This window comes from Flagellimonas marinaquae (assembly GCF_003992675.1).
In the GTDB taxonomy this organism is placed as follows: domain Bacteria; phylum Bacteroidota; class Bacteroidia; order Flavobacteriales; family Flavobacteriaceae; genus Flagellimonas; species Flagellimonas marinaquae.
Map to the genome: position 1 here is coordinate 719,219 of NZ_RZMZ01000015.1, position 15,002 is coordinate 734,220.

General features: G+C 43.4%; 12 protein-coding genes. 9 read left to right on the forward strand and 3 right to left on the reverse strand.

The genetic code is table 11. The annotated features are described in order from the left end of the window. The first annotated feature begins 137 nt into the window (after window positions 1–137). From EO130_RS15495 to drt3b, 5 genes are all read left to right on the forward strand, one after another. Window positions 138–311: a hypothetical protein gene (locus EO130_RS15495; RefSeq protein WP_164732931.1), complete on the forward strand. Its 174-nt coding sequence runs from the start codon at window positions 138–140 to the stop codon at window positions 309–311. Window positions 312–557: 246 nt separating this feature from the next. Further along, complete coding sequence (locus tag EO130_RS12600) at window positions 558–1,439, forward strand: helix-turn-helix domain-containing protein (protein ID WP_127141859.1); 882 nt, start codon at window positions 558–560, stop codon at window positions 1,437–1,439. A 12-nt stretch (window positions 1,440–1,451) separates the two neighbouring features. After that, a complete protein-coding gene (locus EO130_RS12605; RefSeq protein WP_127141860.1) occupies window positions 1,452–1,829 on the forward strand; it encodes a DUF302 domain-containing protein in 378 nt (125 codons plus the stop codon). A gap of 128 nt (window positions 1,830–1,957) precedes the next feature. Further along, entirely contained in the window at window positions 1,958–3,205 is a 1,248-nt protein-coding gene (gene drt3a, locus EO130_RS12610; RefSeq protein ID WP_127141861.1) for an antiviral reverse transcriptase Drt3a, read from the forward strand. Continuing rightward, window positions 3,198–5,192: an antiviral reverse transcriptase Drt3b gene (gene drt3b, locus EO130_RS12615; RefSeq protein ID WP_127141862.1), complete on the forward strand. Its 1,995-nt coding sequence runs from the start codon at window positions 3,198–3,200 to the stop codon at window positions 5,190–5,192. Before drt3a ends, drt3b begins: the two co-directional genes overlap by 8 nt. Before the next feature lie 141 nt (window positions 5,193–5,333). Here the strand turns inward: drt3b and EO130_RS12620 are convergent, their stop codons facing one another. After that, window positions 5,334–5,954 carry a JAB domain-containing protein gene (locus EO130_RS12620; protein WP_127141863.1) on the reverse strand — a complete coding sequence of 207 codons (621 nt, stop codon included), beginning with the start codon at window positions 5,952–5,954 and terminating at the stop codon, window positions 5,334–5,336. Window positions 5,955–6,122: 168 nt separating this feature from the next. Here EO130_RS12620 and EO130_RS12625 point away from each other — a divergent pair, with 168 nt between their 5' ends. Then, window positions 6,123–7,178, forward strand: a complete 1,056-nt coding sequence (locus tag EO130_RS12625; protein WP_127141864.1) for an NAD(P)-dependent alcohol dehydrogenase — start codon at window positions 6,123–6,125, stop codon at window positions 7,176–7,178. A 115-nt stretch (window positions 7,179–7,293) separates the two neighbouring features. Here the strand turns inward: EO130_RS12625 and EO130_RS12630 are convergent, their stop codons facing one another. Next, the gene (locus EO130_RS12630; protein ID WP_127141865.1) at window positions 7,294–10,686 is read right to left on the reverse strand and encodes an amidohydrolase family protein; all 3,393 of its coding nucleotides are present in this window, start codon (window positions 10,684–10,686) and stop codon (window positions 7,294–7,296) included. Between the two features lie 242 nt (window positions 10,687–10,928). Between EO130_RS12630 and EO130_RS12635 the strand changes: the two genes are divergently transcribed. Genes EO130_RS12635 through EO130_RS12645 form a run of 3 tightly spaced genes read left to right on the forward strand, consistent with a single transcriptional unit; the run spans window position 10,929 to window position 14,574 of the window. Further along, entirely contained in the window at window positions 10,929–12,860 is a 1,932-nt protein-coding gene (locus tag EO130_RS12635) for a hypothetical protein (RefSeq protein WP_164732932.1), read from the forward strand. A 2-nt stretch (window positions 12,861–12,862) separates the two neighbouring features. Next, on the forward strand, window positions 12,863–13,693 hold the full coding sequence (locus EO130_RS12640) for a DUF2490 domain-containing protein (protein ID WP_127141867.1): 831 nt from the start codon (window positions 12,863–12,865) through the stop codon (window positions 13,691–13,693). A 32-nt stretch (window positions 13,694–13,725) separates the two neighbouring features. Then, entirely contained in the window at window positions 13,726–14,574 is an 849-nt protein-coding gene (locus EO130_RS12645; protein WP_127141868.1) for an MORN repeat-containing protein, read from the forward strand. Window positions 14,575–14,665: 91 nt separating this feature from the next. Here the strand turns inward: EO130_RS12645 and EO130_RS12650 are convergent, their stop codons facing one another. Then, complete coding sequence (locus EO130_RS12650; protein WP_127141869.1) at window positions 14,666–14,989, reverse strand: hypothetical protein; 324 nt, start codon at window positions 14,987–14,989, stop codon at window positions 14,666–14,668. Window positions 14,990–15,002 lie beyond the last annotated feature (13 nt).

A 15,002-nucleotide genomic window follows, 5' to 3' on the forward strand; every position in this document is an offset into this window, starting at 1 on the left:
GCCCGCCTGCCGGACGGGCAGGCAGTCGAGAAGTCTTGAATCTCAATAGTAAAAATGCGGTCGAGACCGCTTAAAAGTGAGTGGTAATAAGGATTTCTCGATACATTTTTTGGACCCCGGTCCAAAAACCACTCGAAATGACACTTTGGTTGATCATGGGCACCGCTGAAAGAACCGAAGTGACACAGAATTTTGAAAACCGTCAGTTCGAGTTTTTGCGAAGGAAAAAGTATCGAGAACCAGGTTTTGGCAAGCAAGAAGGATTTCTCGATACAATTTTTGGACTTCGGTCCAAAAATCACTGGAAATGAGGCCTTGATTGATGTTGAGCGCCGCCGAAAGAACCGAAGTGACATAGTATTTTTAAAACCGTCAGTTCGAGTTTTTTCCGAAGGAAAAAGTATCGAGAACCAGGTTTTGGCAAGCAAGAAGGATTTCTCGATACCATTTTTGGACCCGGTCCAAAAACCACTCGAAATGACATCTTGGTTGATCTTGAGCACCGCAGAAGGACGCGACCTGCCAACTGACAACTGCTAACTGATAACTGAACATACATGGACATCTACAACACCAACACGCTCATCGACGAACAGACCGGTAACCTGGCCTTTAAGCTTTCCGAATTTGAGGACGGCTGCCAGTTTTGCGATCTGCACCGGTTGAACCAGTATTCCTTGATCTGGGTCAAAAAGGGGAGGGGTACCGCCCAAGTGGACTTTTCGGAGTACACGTTTACGGCAAATACCCTAGTTGCCGTAACGCCCTACCAACCTTTTGCCCTAACCGAGGAAGAACCGTTGGAGGGCGTGGTGTTGCAGTTCCATCCCGATTTTTTCTGTATCCATAAGCACCACGAGCAGGTGGCCTGTCACGGAGTACTGTTCAACAATATTTACAGCCCGCCCATGCTGCAGGTTACGGACGATATCCAAAAACAACTGGAGCTGCTCATCCAGCAGATGTACGCCGAGGTACAAACACCCGAACTGGCGCAGTACGAGCTGTTGGTCTCCTACCTAAAGATTTTTTTGATTACGACCTCCCGCGCCAAGGCCAAGCAACAGCCCGAAGCCTTGGAGGGCAGCCCCGACGAAAAGGAACCCTTTATCCTCCAAAAGCTCAAAAACCTGATAGAAACGCACTACAAGACCATGCACTCTGCCGGGGAGTATGCCGATCTGCTCAACATAAGCCCCAAGGCGCTCGCTAAAATGACCAAGAGCCACTTTAACAAGACCATGACCAACCTGATCAGTGAACGGATCATTATCGAGGCCAAGCGCGAGCTGTACCTTACCAACAAGACCGTAAAGGAGATTGCCTACGATCTGGGATATGACGATGAGCACTACTTTAGCCGCTTTTTTAAGAACAATGCGGACATCTCGCCCAGTACCTATCGCGAAACTGTGGGCTTTGCCCGCGCCATGGCCTAAACTCACCGCCCTATGAAAGCCCATGTAGAACACCAAACCCTGCCGCTGCCCTTTGGGCAGGTGTACGGCACCCTAAAGCAGCGGATCACCGAACACGGTTTTTTGCTACTGCACGAGATTGATACCCAAGCCATTGTAGCCCAACACGGGATTACCATACCGCCCTTACTGCAATTGCTATTTTTTGAGCCCAAATACATTGCCCAGATCATGGCGAACGACCCTTTGGCCATTAACGATATCCCCTTAAAACTGGTATTACAAGAACTAGATGCTAACACCATTCAACTGAGCTTTAAAAACCCGGTGGGCAGCCTACAGGGTTATGGGTTAAAGCCTGAAATGGTGGAGGAGTTGTTGGAGCGGGTGCAAGGGATACTTTCTTTTTAAGGAGGGTTGGATTTTTGGATTTTTTGGAATGTTGATAAAGCCCTTTAGGGCTTTTTTTTGGGGGTTACGGTTTTCCGTAAGCTGTTACGTGTTAATTTTTTATATTTAAGCGTGTAACTTGGATATATATGCTCAGTCATTCCTTCTCAGCAAAAGACTTACTTAAATTGATCACCTATGATGACTATCAAAGGTATGAAGGCATTGGCGACAAGAAAGCTAAAACCCTTGAATTAATGACTGAAATATCAAGGTTGATAAATGCAGAAGGATACAAAATCAGTTCAGTTAAGGAAACAAGTATTAATGACAATAAAGTTTTTACGGTAAGCAAAATTGAGGATGATTTTGCTTTAAGGAGGATTAATGATTCCGTAAAGCGATATTATAAAGTAAAACAGGCAGACAGAAATTTGATAATTAATCAAATTATTGCCTTACTACAGGAGGCAATTCCAATGTCAATAATCAAATTAGATTTAAAGAGTTTTTATGAAAGTATTGATAGGGATTGGATATTGGATAAAATAAAAGATGACACACTTTTATCTGGTGGTGCTATAAAGATTTTAGAGGATTTTTTTGAATTGGATGCTTTTTCAGGATTTCCGGGTTTGCCAAGGGGTATTGGCATTAGTGCAACCTTATCTGAGCTATTTTTGCGTGATTTCGATAGAAAAGTTAACAGATTGGACAAAGTCTATTATTATGCAAGATATGTAGATGATATAATATTATTTACTACTGAAAATCCAAGTCTTCTTCTTCGTGAAATAAAAAATGATGGATTACTTCGTAATCCTTTGACTTTTAATGAAAAGAAAACCATGATTTTTCAAGTGAATAATTTTGGAGATGCTCCTGTGAAAATGTTGAATTTCGAATATTTGGGGTATAAGTTTACTTTTTCAAATGAATGCAAGAAGTCTAGGCATGAGTTTATTGATAAAAGCATCTCAATTTCGATAGCAAAAAAGAAGGTTAAAAAATATAAAACCAGAATAGTATATTCATTTTTAGATTATCTGAAAAACAACGATTTTGATTTGTTGGAAGATAGATTGAGATTTCTTACTGGAAATTATCCAATCAAGAAAAATTCTTCTGAAGGAACCTTGCTTTATGCGGGTCTTTATTTTAATTACCCATTCATAAATGATGAGTCTGTTTTAAATAATTTAACCGAATTTTTACATAAAATAATTAATGCCAAGGGAAAGAATTTCGGTTCTAAAATAAATGGTTCTTTTACCGCAAATCAAAAGGGTATTTTATCGAAATATAGTTTTGCTGCAGGATGGAAAAACAGAAAACTAAATCCAAATTTCAAGGCTGAAAGAATAAAAGAGATTAAAAAGTGCTGGCATAATGGCTAGAGTAAGAGTTAAGAAATTTGATAAAAGTAGAATCTTGTTAACGGAAGTATTGCCGTACGAGGTTCCTATTCCATTTTCCAATCTAGGACTTTATAGATATGCAAAAAGACCAAAGTCAGAGATTGTGCCGGGTTTTATTGATGAATTGTTTAAGTTGTCTACTCAAAATGCCAGATACCTCCTTCCATATAACTACAGAATTATTAAGAAACTTGATGCTTACAGAACTTTAAGTATTATGCATCCGAAGGTGCAATTAAAGTTTATCGAGTTTTATAATAAATATGATTCTTTGATATTAAGTCTTTGCGCAAAAAGTAAGATTTCTATTAGGTATCCTCATAAAATAGCAAGTCACTTCTACGTGAAAAATTCTCAAATAATAAAGAAAAAGATAAAAGATTCAGGAGTTGAAGTTGAAAAGCTCCCTTATGAGAGTGAAGTAGCTTTCTCCAGCTCCTACTTCACATATAAAGACTATGATTTTTTATATAAGTTCTACGATTCATATAAATTCCATAGGCTGGAAAAAAAGTTTAAAAAACTTCTAAGGTTTGATGTTTCAAAATGCTTCCCAAGTATTTATACTCATTCAATTGCATGGGCAGTAAAAGGCAAAGAATTTGCGAAAAAGAATACTGGAACAAGTTCTTTTGAAAATAAGTTTGATAAACTTATGCAATTGGCAAATTATAATGAAACAAATGGAATTATAATTGGACCTGAAACATCAAGGATTTTTGCCGAGATAATTCTTCAAAGAATTGAACAGAATGTAATTAAGACCATTAAGCAAGATCATAATTTAAGAATTGATAAGGATTATACAGTAAAAAGATATGTGGATGATTACTTTGTTTTTACAAATGATTTTGAAAAGGCGAATTTGATTAAAAAGGAATTTATCAAAGAACTTGAATATTACAAATTATCCGTAAATGATTCTAAAACCGAAGAAATAGATGTGCCTTTCATCACAGGAATTACTATTGCTAGAATTGAATTGGAAAGGCTTTTAGATGATTTTTTTGGTTCATTTATTGAAGAATATCAGGAAGAAGATGAGGAAGGAAAACCTCAGAAGAAAATTAAATTTATTAGGCTCAATAAGCCTTTTAACTTATCAAATAGAATAATCAGGGATGTCAAAAGTATTATTAAAAAAAATAATGTCGATTATGAAGATGTAACTGGAATTACGATTTCAATTTTGAGAAATAGATTGGTCCAGGTTTTAGATAACGATTTTATTTTAAAACAGGATTCAGGTTATTTAACTGGTTTGGTGAATCCTTTGTTAATTACGTTGGATATACTTTTCTTTTTGATTTCAATGGATTGCAGACCTAGGGTGACTGTACTTTTTACCCAAATTGTAGTTCTAATTAATCGGTTCTTGAAGTCTAGTAAGATTGAAAGTGAAGACTCTCGCCTAATTTCCAAGAAAGTTTTTGATGGTATCCGAGACACATTAAATATTTTAAATCGTGATTCTAAAACTCATTTGGAAGCCTTAAACTTATTAGTGGCATTGGTGAATTTGAATAAGATTTATCCAATCCCTAAGACAAAGTTCATTGAGGAAATTTTCAATCAATATCAAAAGCTTGAGGATTTAGACTATTTTCAAATAATTATATTACTCTATTTTATTGAAGATGATTCCAAATGCAATAATTTTAAAAAACAACTTGTTTCTGCTTCCTTAAATAAGACCGAAAATATTACAGAGATAGATGGTAAAAGTGAGCAGGTACTTCTTTTTTTCGACTTTATCGCATGTCCTTACATAGAAATAAATGATAAAAATGAGCTAATCAAAATTTTCTATTCTTCTTATTATAAATCTGCTCCATCAACCCAAATGATTGGAAGAATAAGAAACTATGTTTCTAAATACTATTGGTTTATTGATTGGAATACAGATGATATTAATTTAGAATATGTTTTAAAGAAAAAAGAATATAATCCACCATATTCTGGTTGATTATTTTAGAGACTAGTGGTGCACCGTACAATACCCCTATCGAATTTATTTTTGAAGGCGTTCGGAATTAAATCGATGGAATGAGCTCTTAATTGAGTACACACCAAGGTGCGTTAGCCACTAGTTTCTTTTTTTAAATTCTCAAATTCCCCCAATCTCCTTCTTACTCAACCCCGTATACTTTTTAATGGTGTCCAAATCTATACCATCCTCTTTCATTTTTTTGGCAATATCCAATGCCTTCTCCTTTTCCGCCCGCTTCTTCTCTGTTTCTATTTTAAACTCCTCCAATTCCTTTTTTTCGGGTCCAGTAATCTCAAAAAAGCCGCTTTTGCGCAATTGGTTCATGATCCCACGGTCCTCAAAACTGGTATAACTGGTTTCGGTGATCACCAAATGGTCCAGCACTTCCACATGAATCAGTTTGCCCACTTTTAGCATGTGGTCGGTAAAGTTAAGGTCGGCATCGGTCACTTCGTGGGAGCCGCTGGGGTGGTTGTGCACCAAGATCAGCTTGCTGGCCAGTTTGTAGATCGCCATCCGGAACACATCCGGCGGGTCGGCATTCACCCGGTTACTGGCGCCAAGGCCAATGAGCTCCACAAACAAGATCTTGTTGTTCTGGTTGAGCCCCACCACCCAAAAGTGCTCCTGGTTGCGGCGAATCTTGTTTTCGCGCAACAAAACCTGCTGCATGATCGCATATATGTCCGCGGAGTTGAGCACCTTGATCTTTTGTTCTTTGGTAAGCCGTACGTTCATGGTAGGTAAGTTATGTGTTGGGATGGGAAATTTAGGCGAAGCACGCCAATAATGCAAATGGCGCCACAAAAGAAAACGATGTGCCTGCCCATGGTTTCCCAAAAAAAGCAGTGCGCGCTGCCCCAAAGTTTCGTACATTTAAAAAAAACCACAACTAAAAACACACGTATGGACACTATAGCCGTTAAGGCCTTTGGCACCCAGTCTGCCGAAGCCGACTTAAAACAAATGCAGATCGACCGAAGAACGGTCCTCGAAAAGGACATTGAAATTGATATCCTCTACTGCGGGGTCTGCCATTCCGATCTTCATTTTGCCCGCAACGATTGGGGCATGACCCAATACCCAGTGGTTCCCGGCCACGAGATCGTAGGCAAGGTCACCCAAGTGGGTTCCAAGGTTTCCAAGCACCAAGTGGGCGATATTGTCGCCGTGGGCTGTTTGGTGGATTCGTGCCGCAGCTGCCAAAGTTGCAAAAACGATGAAGAACAGTACTGCCCCGAGTGGGTGGGCACCTACGGGGGCTTCGACAAGCATTTGAACAGCCCCACCCATGGAGGCTATTCCGAAAAAATTGTAGTGGACGAGGACTTTGTGCTCCGCGTTCCCAAAAATCTGGACCTAGCGGGTATCGCCCCCGTACTCTGTGCGGGCATCACCACCTGGTCCCCGTTGCGCCACTGGAAAGTGGGCAAAGGCAGCAAAGTGGCCGTAGTCGGTTTGGGCGGTTTGGGACACATGGCATTGAAATTGGCTTCGGCCTTGGGTGCCGAAGTGACCTTGTTTTCGCGATCTACCAATAAAATGGACGATGCCAAGGCATTGGGCGCGGACCATGTGGTCATTTCCACGGATGAAGCCCAAATGGAACAGGCCGCAGGCCAGTTCGATGTGATCATCGACACCGTACCCTACGAGCATGATCTTAACCCTTACGTGGCCACCTTGGCTACCAACGGAACCTTGGTCGTAGTGGGCTATTTGGGACCATTGGATCCCATGCTGGTCACCGTCCCCATGATCATGGGCCGAAAAAGCGTGGCAGGTTCCTTGATCGGTGGCATTGCCGAAACCCAAGAATTGTTGGATTTCTGTGGCGAGCACAACATTACCTCGGATGTGGAAGTGATCAACATCCAAGACATCAACACTGCCTACGAACGCATGCTCAAAAGCGATGTCAAATATCGTTTTGTCATCGATATGAAATCATTGAAGGAGTAGTTGGCTTTACAAGACCAAATCAACTTGCTGGACAAGCCATTCTTCAAATAAAAACCGCCCTTTGCAACTGGTTCGCAAAGGGCGGTTTTGGTTTTGGGTAGGCATTCGCCAGTGATTACTTCTTCATCCCAGGCACGCCTTCTGGTTTTTTGGTCTGCCAAGAGAATGGAGCCGCTGCTTTTTCCACAGGAGCTACCTCGTTCAAGGTTTCGGCATCGTATACCTTTCCATTTTTGATCACATGGGTAAGGGTATTGGTGTTGCGGATGTCTTCCAACGGATTTTCGTCCATGATCAGGATATCGGCCAATTTACCTTCCTCAATACTGCCCAAATCTCCGTCCAAACCAAGGGCTTCGGCACCCAAAATCGTGGCGGTTTTTAAGGCGTCGATATTCTTCATACCTCCACTAGCCACCGACCACAGTTCCCAATGGTAACCCAGTCCTTGCAACTGTCCATGGCTTCCCACGCCACCAATGCCATCGGCCTCTACCAAATCCTTCATAAACTCGGCGTGCTTTTGGAACACGTGCTCTTCGGGCATAAACCAGGCAGCCCTTCTGCGCGATTTCTGCGCCAACTCTTCGTAAGGCGTGAAATATTGCAGTTTTTTGTCGTGGTACACATCCTCCGTGGCATAGTAGTAGTTCTCCGCCCATGGTCCGCCGTAAGACACCAAAAGGGTAGGGGTCACCGCCATTTTGGACTCGGCAACAGATTGCACCACATCCTTATATATGGGATATATGGGGAAAGAATGCTCGTGCCCCGGATAGCCGTCCAATAACTGGGTCATGTTAAGTTTAAAGTCCAATCCACCTTCGGTGGTGGGCATCAATTTCAATTCTTTGGCCGCCATGATCACCCATTGGCGCATTTGGCGATTACCCACCAGGTACATTTTGATGCTCTTGGTGTTGTAATACTCGCTGTATTGCTTTAGCACATCTTTAGCGTGCTCCAACGATTTGAGTTTGTACGACCAGTAGCCAACACCGGGCCCGGTGCTATACACACGGGGGCCGTGCATCATACCGGCATCTACCATATCGGCATAGGTGAGCACGTCGGTGGTTGCCGTTTGTGGGTCGCGCGTAGTGGTGACGCCATAGGCCAAGTTAGCGGAATAGATCCAAATCTGATTTTTATGGATGCCCCAGTTGGGCCACATATGGGCATGGGTATCCACAAAGCCAGGGGTGATGGTCTTGCCGCTGGCATCGATTTCCACGGTGCCTTTGGGCATTTCCAAACTGCCTGAGGGTCCAACGCCTTTGATGCGGTTGTTCACGATGAGAATATCGCCATTCTCGATGACCTCATCACCTTTCATGGTAATGATCCTAGCCCCTTTGAGCAATACACTGCCTTCGGGAATATCTTTGGCATAGTTAACCTTTACCTTGATTTCATCCGCTTCAAAGACCTTTTCCTCTTCCTTGTCCTTTTTATCCTCGTCTTTATCCTTGTCTTCCTCCTTTTGCTTGTCCTTCAGCTCTTCCGCTTCTTTTTTGGCCAAAGCAACACTGTCGGCATAGGCTTTTGCAGCAGGAAGGTTATAGATAAAATGACTGGCTCCGAGCGACCAGTGTACATTTTTGCTATCGCTTCGCCAAGCAGGGAATTCACCACCCATTACGGTCAGTTTTTTGGCAGGGAAGGCCGCTTTGTCCGCATCCGCCACCGATATTTTTGGGGTCTGTCCAAATTTTGGGACGATTACCGTATAAATATCATTGTTGATTTTTGCCAAGGCGGTAGTGCCATCGGGTGATATTTCAATTTCTGATGGCGCCGACGATTTATCCTCAGGCGCTTGATACTGTTCTGAACCAGGCAGGATATTGTGACCTCCATTGTGATCATGGAAGCCAAAGGAAGAAGAACCAAAGGTGGTGATGCCACTCAATTTCAAATGCTCTTTTTGATCGGTACCATCCCAACGAATGGACAACAAAGATTTATCCTTGCTCAGGTAAATCCGGTCATCTACCTTGGTAAAGTGTGGGTTGGAGCGTCCTTCCGCCTTGTCGATGATGGTGATTTTTCCACCCTCGGCCGGAATCCAGGCCAAATCCTCTTCCGCACCACTGGCCCTTGGACCGATGGCATCACGGTACACCTGTGCCGAACCTTTGAGGAAAACAATCCTGTTGCTGTTGTACGACCAAGCAGGATTGCTGTAAATGGCAGCTTCATCCGTCAGTTTTTGAATACCACCGCGGCCATTGGCGCTCACTTTGTACAAATGTCCGCCATTCGTCTCCCACGTGGCAAACACGATATTTTTGCCATCGGGTGACCAAGCAGGTTGCGCTTCGGTAAAGTCGTTTTTAGTAAGCCTTTTTGGGGTTCCATTGGGCAAATCCATTACGTAGAGCCTGTTCAGGGCCGTAAAGGCCAACTGACTGCCATCGGGCGAGGGCACACCATCACGGATTTGGGTGACCAAGGCTTCTGGTGTATCTTTGATTGGATATTTAAACTTGAGCTGTGGTCCCATTTCCAAGTTCACATCCACTTCAAAAGGAATCTCGGAAGCGGAATTGGAAGCGATATCGACACTGTAAATTTTTCCACCGTAACTGGTCACCAGATTCTTGCTATCGGGTGTAAAAGCCATTGCTGGCAATACGCCTAAGGGAGCAATGGATTCCTGCTCATCACGCTGTACGGGGTAAGCCAACCAACGTTCGTCCCCGTTTTCCAGATTACGTAGCACCAATCCGGTTTCGGTTTCAAAACGGCTACCGTACACCAAATATTTACCGTTGGGCGATAGGGTGGGGGTAAACGCGGAGCCGTAGCGGGAGGTAATGGTCGCCAAATCGCCGTCTTCCATGTCGTAGGTACCCAATTGGTATTGTGGCAGCTGGGCGTTGTAGTTCCAGGCACGCATTCTTCGGGAGAAATAAATCAATTTTCCGTCGGGTGCGAATTCGGGATCTATGGTCTTTAGGTTTTCAGGCTCATCGATCAACTGGGCGCCACCGCCACCATCTTTATGGTACATGTGGAGTTTGATGTTCCTTCGACCACGGGCACCGACGATATATTCACCATCGGGACTCCAATCGGCCGAAAAGAAGTTCTGATTGTCGTCTTTCGTAATCTGCTTGGTTTCTTTGGAATCCAATTCCATGGTCCAAATGTTGTCCGAACCACTTTTATCGGAGATAAAAACGATGGATTTTCCATCGGGACTGAACCTCGGATGAACATCATATGCCATTCCTTCGGTAATGCGGGTTGCTTTGCCACCTTGAATAGGAAGGGTGTAGAGGTCGCCCATCATATCAAATATAATGGTCTTTCCATCGGGGCTCACGTCAAGTGATAGCCAAGTCCCTTCCTTTGTAGTGAAGGTGACGGTACGTTCGGGTTCCAAGGGCAGCTCCTTGGTCGCTTTTTTGGTAGTGTCGGTCTCTTTTTCCCCGTTTTGTGCAAATGTGGGAGAGAGCCCCATAAACAGGGCCATGGCCCAGAGGCAATAGTTACGTTTCATATAGTCAGTTTATGCGTGATAATAGCTAACAAGGTATGAAAAAATGGTATAGGGATATTGTTTTTTTAGATGAGGGTTTACAGTGTTTCCGGTATACATCGTTATCACATCGTAAATTGATTTGTCTCACTATTAAAAATTTCTAAATCAAAGTCCCGTATAGGCATGAATTTCATAAAACAAGGAATTTTGAAGTCCGTAGAGGTTGATTGGTTCGTAAATAATGGCAAATATCAACCTTCATGATCCAGCCTTGTAAACAATGGCTTTTTTCGGTTTCTTTATGTTTTGGTTTTTCGCTCCTATGCTTTGGGCAGCAACCAAAAACCTTTGAGGGCCCACTTCAGATGGGCAACTACTCCGGACAAGCAGTTTATCAATACACGATTTCAGATTTGGACACCATTTTTAATGGTGATTTTTTATGGGAACAATCCAACTTGGAAACCTTGGTAGAAAATGAGGACACTTCCTTTCGCATTTCCGGTGCCTTTGACCAAGGTAGGGCCAATGGCCCTTGGCAGTTTGAATTTGGCGAATACCAGACCAACAGTCAAAGTCAAGTAGTGGGCTACGAATACCGTGTTTTGGTGAGCGGTACCCAAGAAAAGGGAGAAGGGCTGCTGGTGGATGGAAAGCCCGACGGCAACTGGTCCTATACCATCAACCAGATCAAGGACTCCGAGATAGCAAAGATTCCTTTTAAGAGCAGTATCGATTTTGATAAGGGCGTTCCCCAACGAAATTTTCAGATAGAAAATGACAGCAGCGTACTTGTGGGTAGGTTTTTACGGAATGGTTTGGCTCACGATGAATGGTCTTACTACGGCACGGAGCGCGTGGAGGATATGGAAGATTGGTTTTTTGATGACGGGCTGCTTGTCAACATTCGTTTGACCACTGACCAAGCTTCCAAGGAAATCCAAGTATTTGACACCAGCGCACCCAACTACAGAACCATTCCTTTAAACAAAGGTTTTATCGCTCTTCTTGAGGCTGTATTGCAAGAGCAACAGGCTAAAAGCGGTATTTCTGAACTATTGGACCAAAATCTGGACTACTATCAAAAAATCAATTCAGTTTTAGAGGGGTTGGGGTCCCATGGTTTCCAAATGGACGCCCAAGTAAAAGTCCCTTTTTATCCGCTGGATTCCCTTCAGCAAAAGACTTTGGAACAAATTAGCTCGGATTACAAATTGGCTGCTGGACTCAGCCGTACCATTTTGCAGAACAGCCATTTGAATATTGTGAAGCGCACCGACCCAGAGGCTTTTTTCTACTATAATGTGGCTCAAAAAATAAGCACGGATTTTCTGGAGCCCTTACAAGCATTGGTCAGCTATCAGGAAAATGATATTGTGGCTTACCAGGAAATTCCGGTCATGTTTGAACGGTTATGGCCCAACGGAAAACCGAATACGGAAATTACGGTAGCAGCCAACGAATCCGGGGAAATGCGAAGCTTTAGCCTGCCCAGCTCGGAAGAGTTTGGCTACGAAGGCAACGATTTACTTTCCGTGGCCGCTTTGGCCACCTATGCCCGAATGAGCTTGGAGTACATCAAGGGGTCTTTGGCATCGAGGTTGACCAATGAGGAGCAATTGCAAATGCTCAATGGTCTCGAAGAGGAACTCATACAGCTCAACAATCTACTGGAGCGTGAGGTGGATTCTGTTTCAGGATTTACTATGGATTATAGAAATGCGTTGGACAATCTTCAAAAGGTAGCGGACAGCTCTTTGACCACCTATGCCGATATGAAGAATCCCGACGAAAAATTGGCGTATGGCAATAGCGTCAAAACCTGTTTGATGGCATTGACCGACCTGGCCCAAACCCTGAAAAACATACCACAGCAGCAGGAAGCGATCAAAAAGGAATATACCAATGCCGTTTGGAACCCTTTTATGGCCAATGTGATGGCGGAACAGGTAAAAAAACGAATTACGGAAAGCTACGAGGAAGTTCTGATACCCTATTTTTTGAAGGCTACAGATTCCTTGGAATGCCGGAACGTAAAGGAATTGAATGAACAGATCATACAGTCCCATAAAACCATTTTTGGCCTACGGAACAAGGACACCCGAAAATTGGAACGTAAACTGCGAAGGGAAAAGCGGCCACTGGAGGTACTGCGACTTTTACAGGTAACATCAACCCCTAAAAACCAATAGGCATGGCAGTAGTCGGAAAGAGCCTCTTGGGGGTAGTGGTGGTATTGTTTTTGGTAGGTCCTGTTGGCCACGCCCAACAAGAAGAACCACAGGTGTTACCGGAAACCTCCCAGTACAAGCAGGCAAAGACCAAGGTTTGGTTCAATACCTACGGTAACATTAGAATAGGAAAACGTTTCTTTTGGGACGCACAGACGCATTTAAGGCTTGAGGAAACCAAAAACACCTCGTTTTTTGGACAAGTTGGTCAAATCTACAATAGGCACGCCATCGGCTATATCTTCAACAAGAAGACCGATGTTCGATTGGGTGGGGTAGTGCGCATCAATTTTAACACGGACGAGGATTCGGAAGACCGAAATGTGGTTCCCGAATGGCGGATTTGGCACCAATACCAGTTTGCGATGCCTTTTTATTCGGCCATGCTCTATCACCGCATTCGAATAGAGCACCGTTGGACCCAGGGCTTTGCCGAGAATAGCGAGTATATTTTCAGAAACCGCTGGCGGTATATGTTCCGGGCTAAAATTCCGCTCAACGATACCAAGTTGCAGCCCAAAACATGGTACGTTTCGCCGGAGGCCGAATTGATTATGCAGAGTGGAAAGGAAGTGGTGGCAAGCCCTATGGAGGATCTGCGATTGACCACTACCGTTGGTTACATTGTTACTCCCAGGTTGACCTTTGCTGCCGGGGTGATGTACTCCCAAGGTCAGGAAAGGCTTAATGGTGGATTTTACCAGCAGGGTTGGACATTGCGCTTCCATATGTATTTTTCCCCCGACTTTAGAAGGGTAAAAAATAAGTTGCCCGACGTCCATTTAACCGATTGATACGTACCTATTAACGAACCATGTGATTGAAAATGAAATTCAAAAAATACACATTCTTCGTACTATTGGCAGCCTTTGCGGGTGGAACAGTTTTCTTCGTCGCCAAATCCCTTACCTTGAAAAAAGAGCTTGCCCTTACAAAAGAGGAAAATCAAACATTGACCAAAAAGCTGGAGTCGCACGAGCAATTGGCCAAAATTGATTCACTTTTGTTGGAAGGCGATTATGATGGGGCCATTGCATCCTATCAATCCAACCTACAGGCTTCAGGTAAGGAAAACAACATGGTGATTCCGTTGCGTATTGCTTTGGCGGAAAAACTACGTAGCTCGGATACCAGCTTTAAAACAGCTTTGGGCAATGAACTGAAAAAAGAAGATACTTTGCCCGTTTCCCGCTGGTCGGGAGAGACGGCTATCAGAAAATATGATTCCCTTAATTTTTCTTTGGAAAAAGCGAAGGTACAATTGGTTCGACTCAAAAAACAACTTCAGCAAAAATCCTATGGGGAGTATTTGACCTTTAAGAGTCAAAAGGGAAACCAGTTGCATTACATCGGTCAGGTAAAAAACGGAAAAGCCCATGGTTTTGGGGTAGCCTTGTTGGAAACGGGAAGCCGATACGAGGGAGAGTGGCAAGACAATCAGCGCCACGGTGAAGGCACCTTTTATTGGCCTGATGGCGAATACTATGTTGGCAGTTACGAAAACGACAAGCGTAGTGGTTATGGCACCTATTTTTGGCCGAATGGCGAAAAATACACGGGGCAGTGGAAAGACGACAAGCGCAGCGGTACCGGGAAATTCTACGATGCTGATGGCGAAATTGTGGCCGGCGGTGAATGGAGTGATGACAAACTGGTAGAGGTCAACAAAAGATAGATTGTAATATGTTTTGATATAAAAAAAGGCTTGCTTCAGAAAATGAGCAGGCCTTTTTACGTTGGTCAACTTTTCTTCAAAAAACAAAGGCTTACATGGCCAAGCACTCCCTAAACTCTGGACAGATAATTGGCAATATCACCCACACGTGGAGCAGGAACAGGATGAAAAACAAAAGGCCCAAGACCAAGGAGTGGATGATATAGCTTTCCTCGCCGGACGGTTTTAGTTTCGGCCATAACAAACCAAATGCCCCAGACACAAACAATAAAAATGGAACCCCTGAAAAAAATAATAAAAACTTGAGACTAAAATCATCAACAAAGCCCCCGTAAAAAATAATTCCTACGACGAGGGCCAAGAGTATCAAAATCCAATAGAATGCGTTGCCTTTTGTTCTTTCTGCTGCGGTCATGAGATTGAGTTTT

What these genes read in the sequence shown, in the direction of transcription:
- EO130_RS12640 (WP_127141867.1), top strand. Translation starts at nt 12,863, where the DNA reads ATGGCAGTAGTCGGAAAGAGCCTCTTGGGGGTAGTGGTGGTATTGTTT.
- EO130_RS15495 (WP_164732931.1), top strand. Translation starts at nt 138, where the DNA reads ATGACACTTTGGTTGATCATGGGCACCGCTGAAAGAACCGAAGTGACA.
- EO130_RS12600 (WP_127141859.1), top strand. Translation starts at nt 558, where the DNA reads ATGGACATCTACAACACCAACACGCTCATCGACGAACAGACCGGTAAC.
- EO130_RS12630 (WP_127141865.1), bottom strand. Translation starts at nt 10,686, where the DNA reads ATGAAACGTAACTATTGCCTCTGGGCCATGGCCCTGTTTATGGGGCTC.
- drt3a (WP_127141861.1), top strand. Translation starts at nt 1,958, where the DNA reads ATGCTCAGTCATTCCTTCTCAGCAAAAGACTTACTTAAATTGATCACC.
- EO130_RS12625 (WP_127141864.1), top strand. Translation starts at nt 6,123, where the DNA reads ATGGACACTATAGCCGTTAAGGCCTTTGGCACCCAGTCTGCCGAAGCC.
- EO130_RS12605 (WP_127141860.1), top strand. Translation starts at nt 1,452, where the DNA reads ATGAAAGCCCATGTAGAACACCAAACCCTGCCGCTGCCCTTTGGGCAG.
- EO130_RS12635 (WP_164732932.1), top strand. Translation starts at nt 10,929, where the DNA reads ATGATCCAGCCTTGTAAACAATGGCTTTTTTCGGTTTCTTTATGTTTT.
- EO130_RS12645 (WP_127141868.1), top strand. Translation starts at nt 13,726, where the DNA reads ATGAAATTCAAAAAATACACATTCTTCGTACTATTGGCAGCCTTTGCG.
- EO130_RS12650 (WP_127141869.1), bottom strand. Translation starts at nt 14,989, where the DNA reads ATGACCGCAGCAGAAAGAACAAAAGGCAACGCATTCTATTGGATTTTG.
- EO130_RS12620 (WP_127141863.1), bottom strand. Translation starts at nt 5,954, where the DNA reads ATGAACGTACGGCTTACCAAAGAACAAAAGATCAAGGTGCTCAACTCC.
- drt3b (WP_127141862.1), top strand. Translation starts at nt 3,198, where the DNA reads ATGGCTAGAGTAAGAGTTAAGAAATTTGATAAAAGTAGAATCTTGTTA.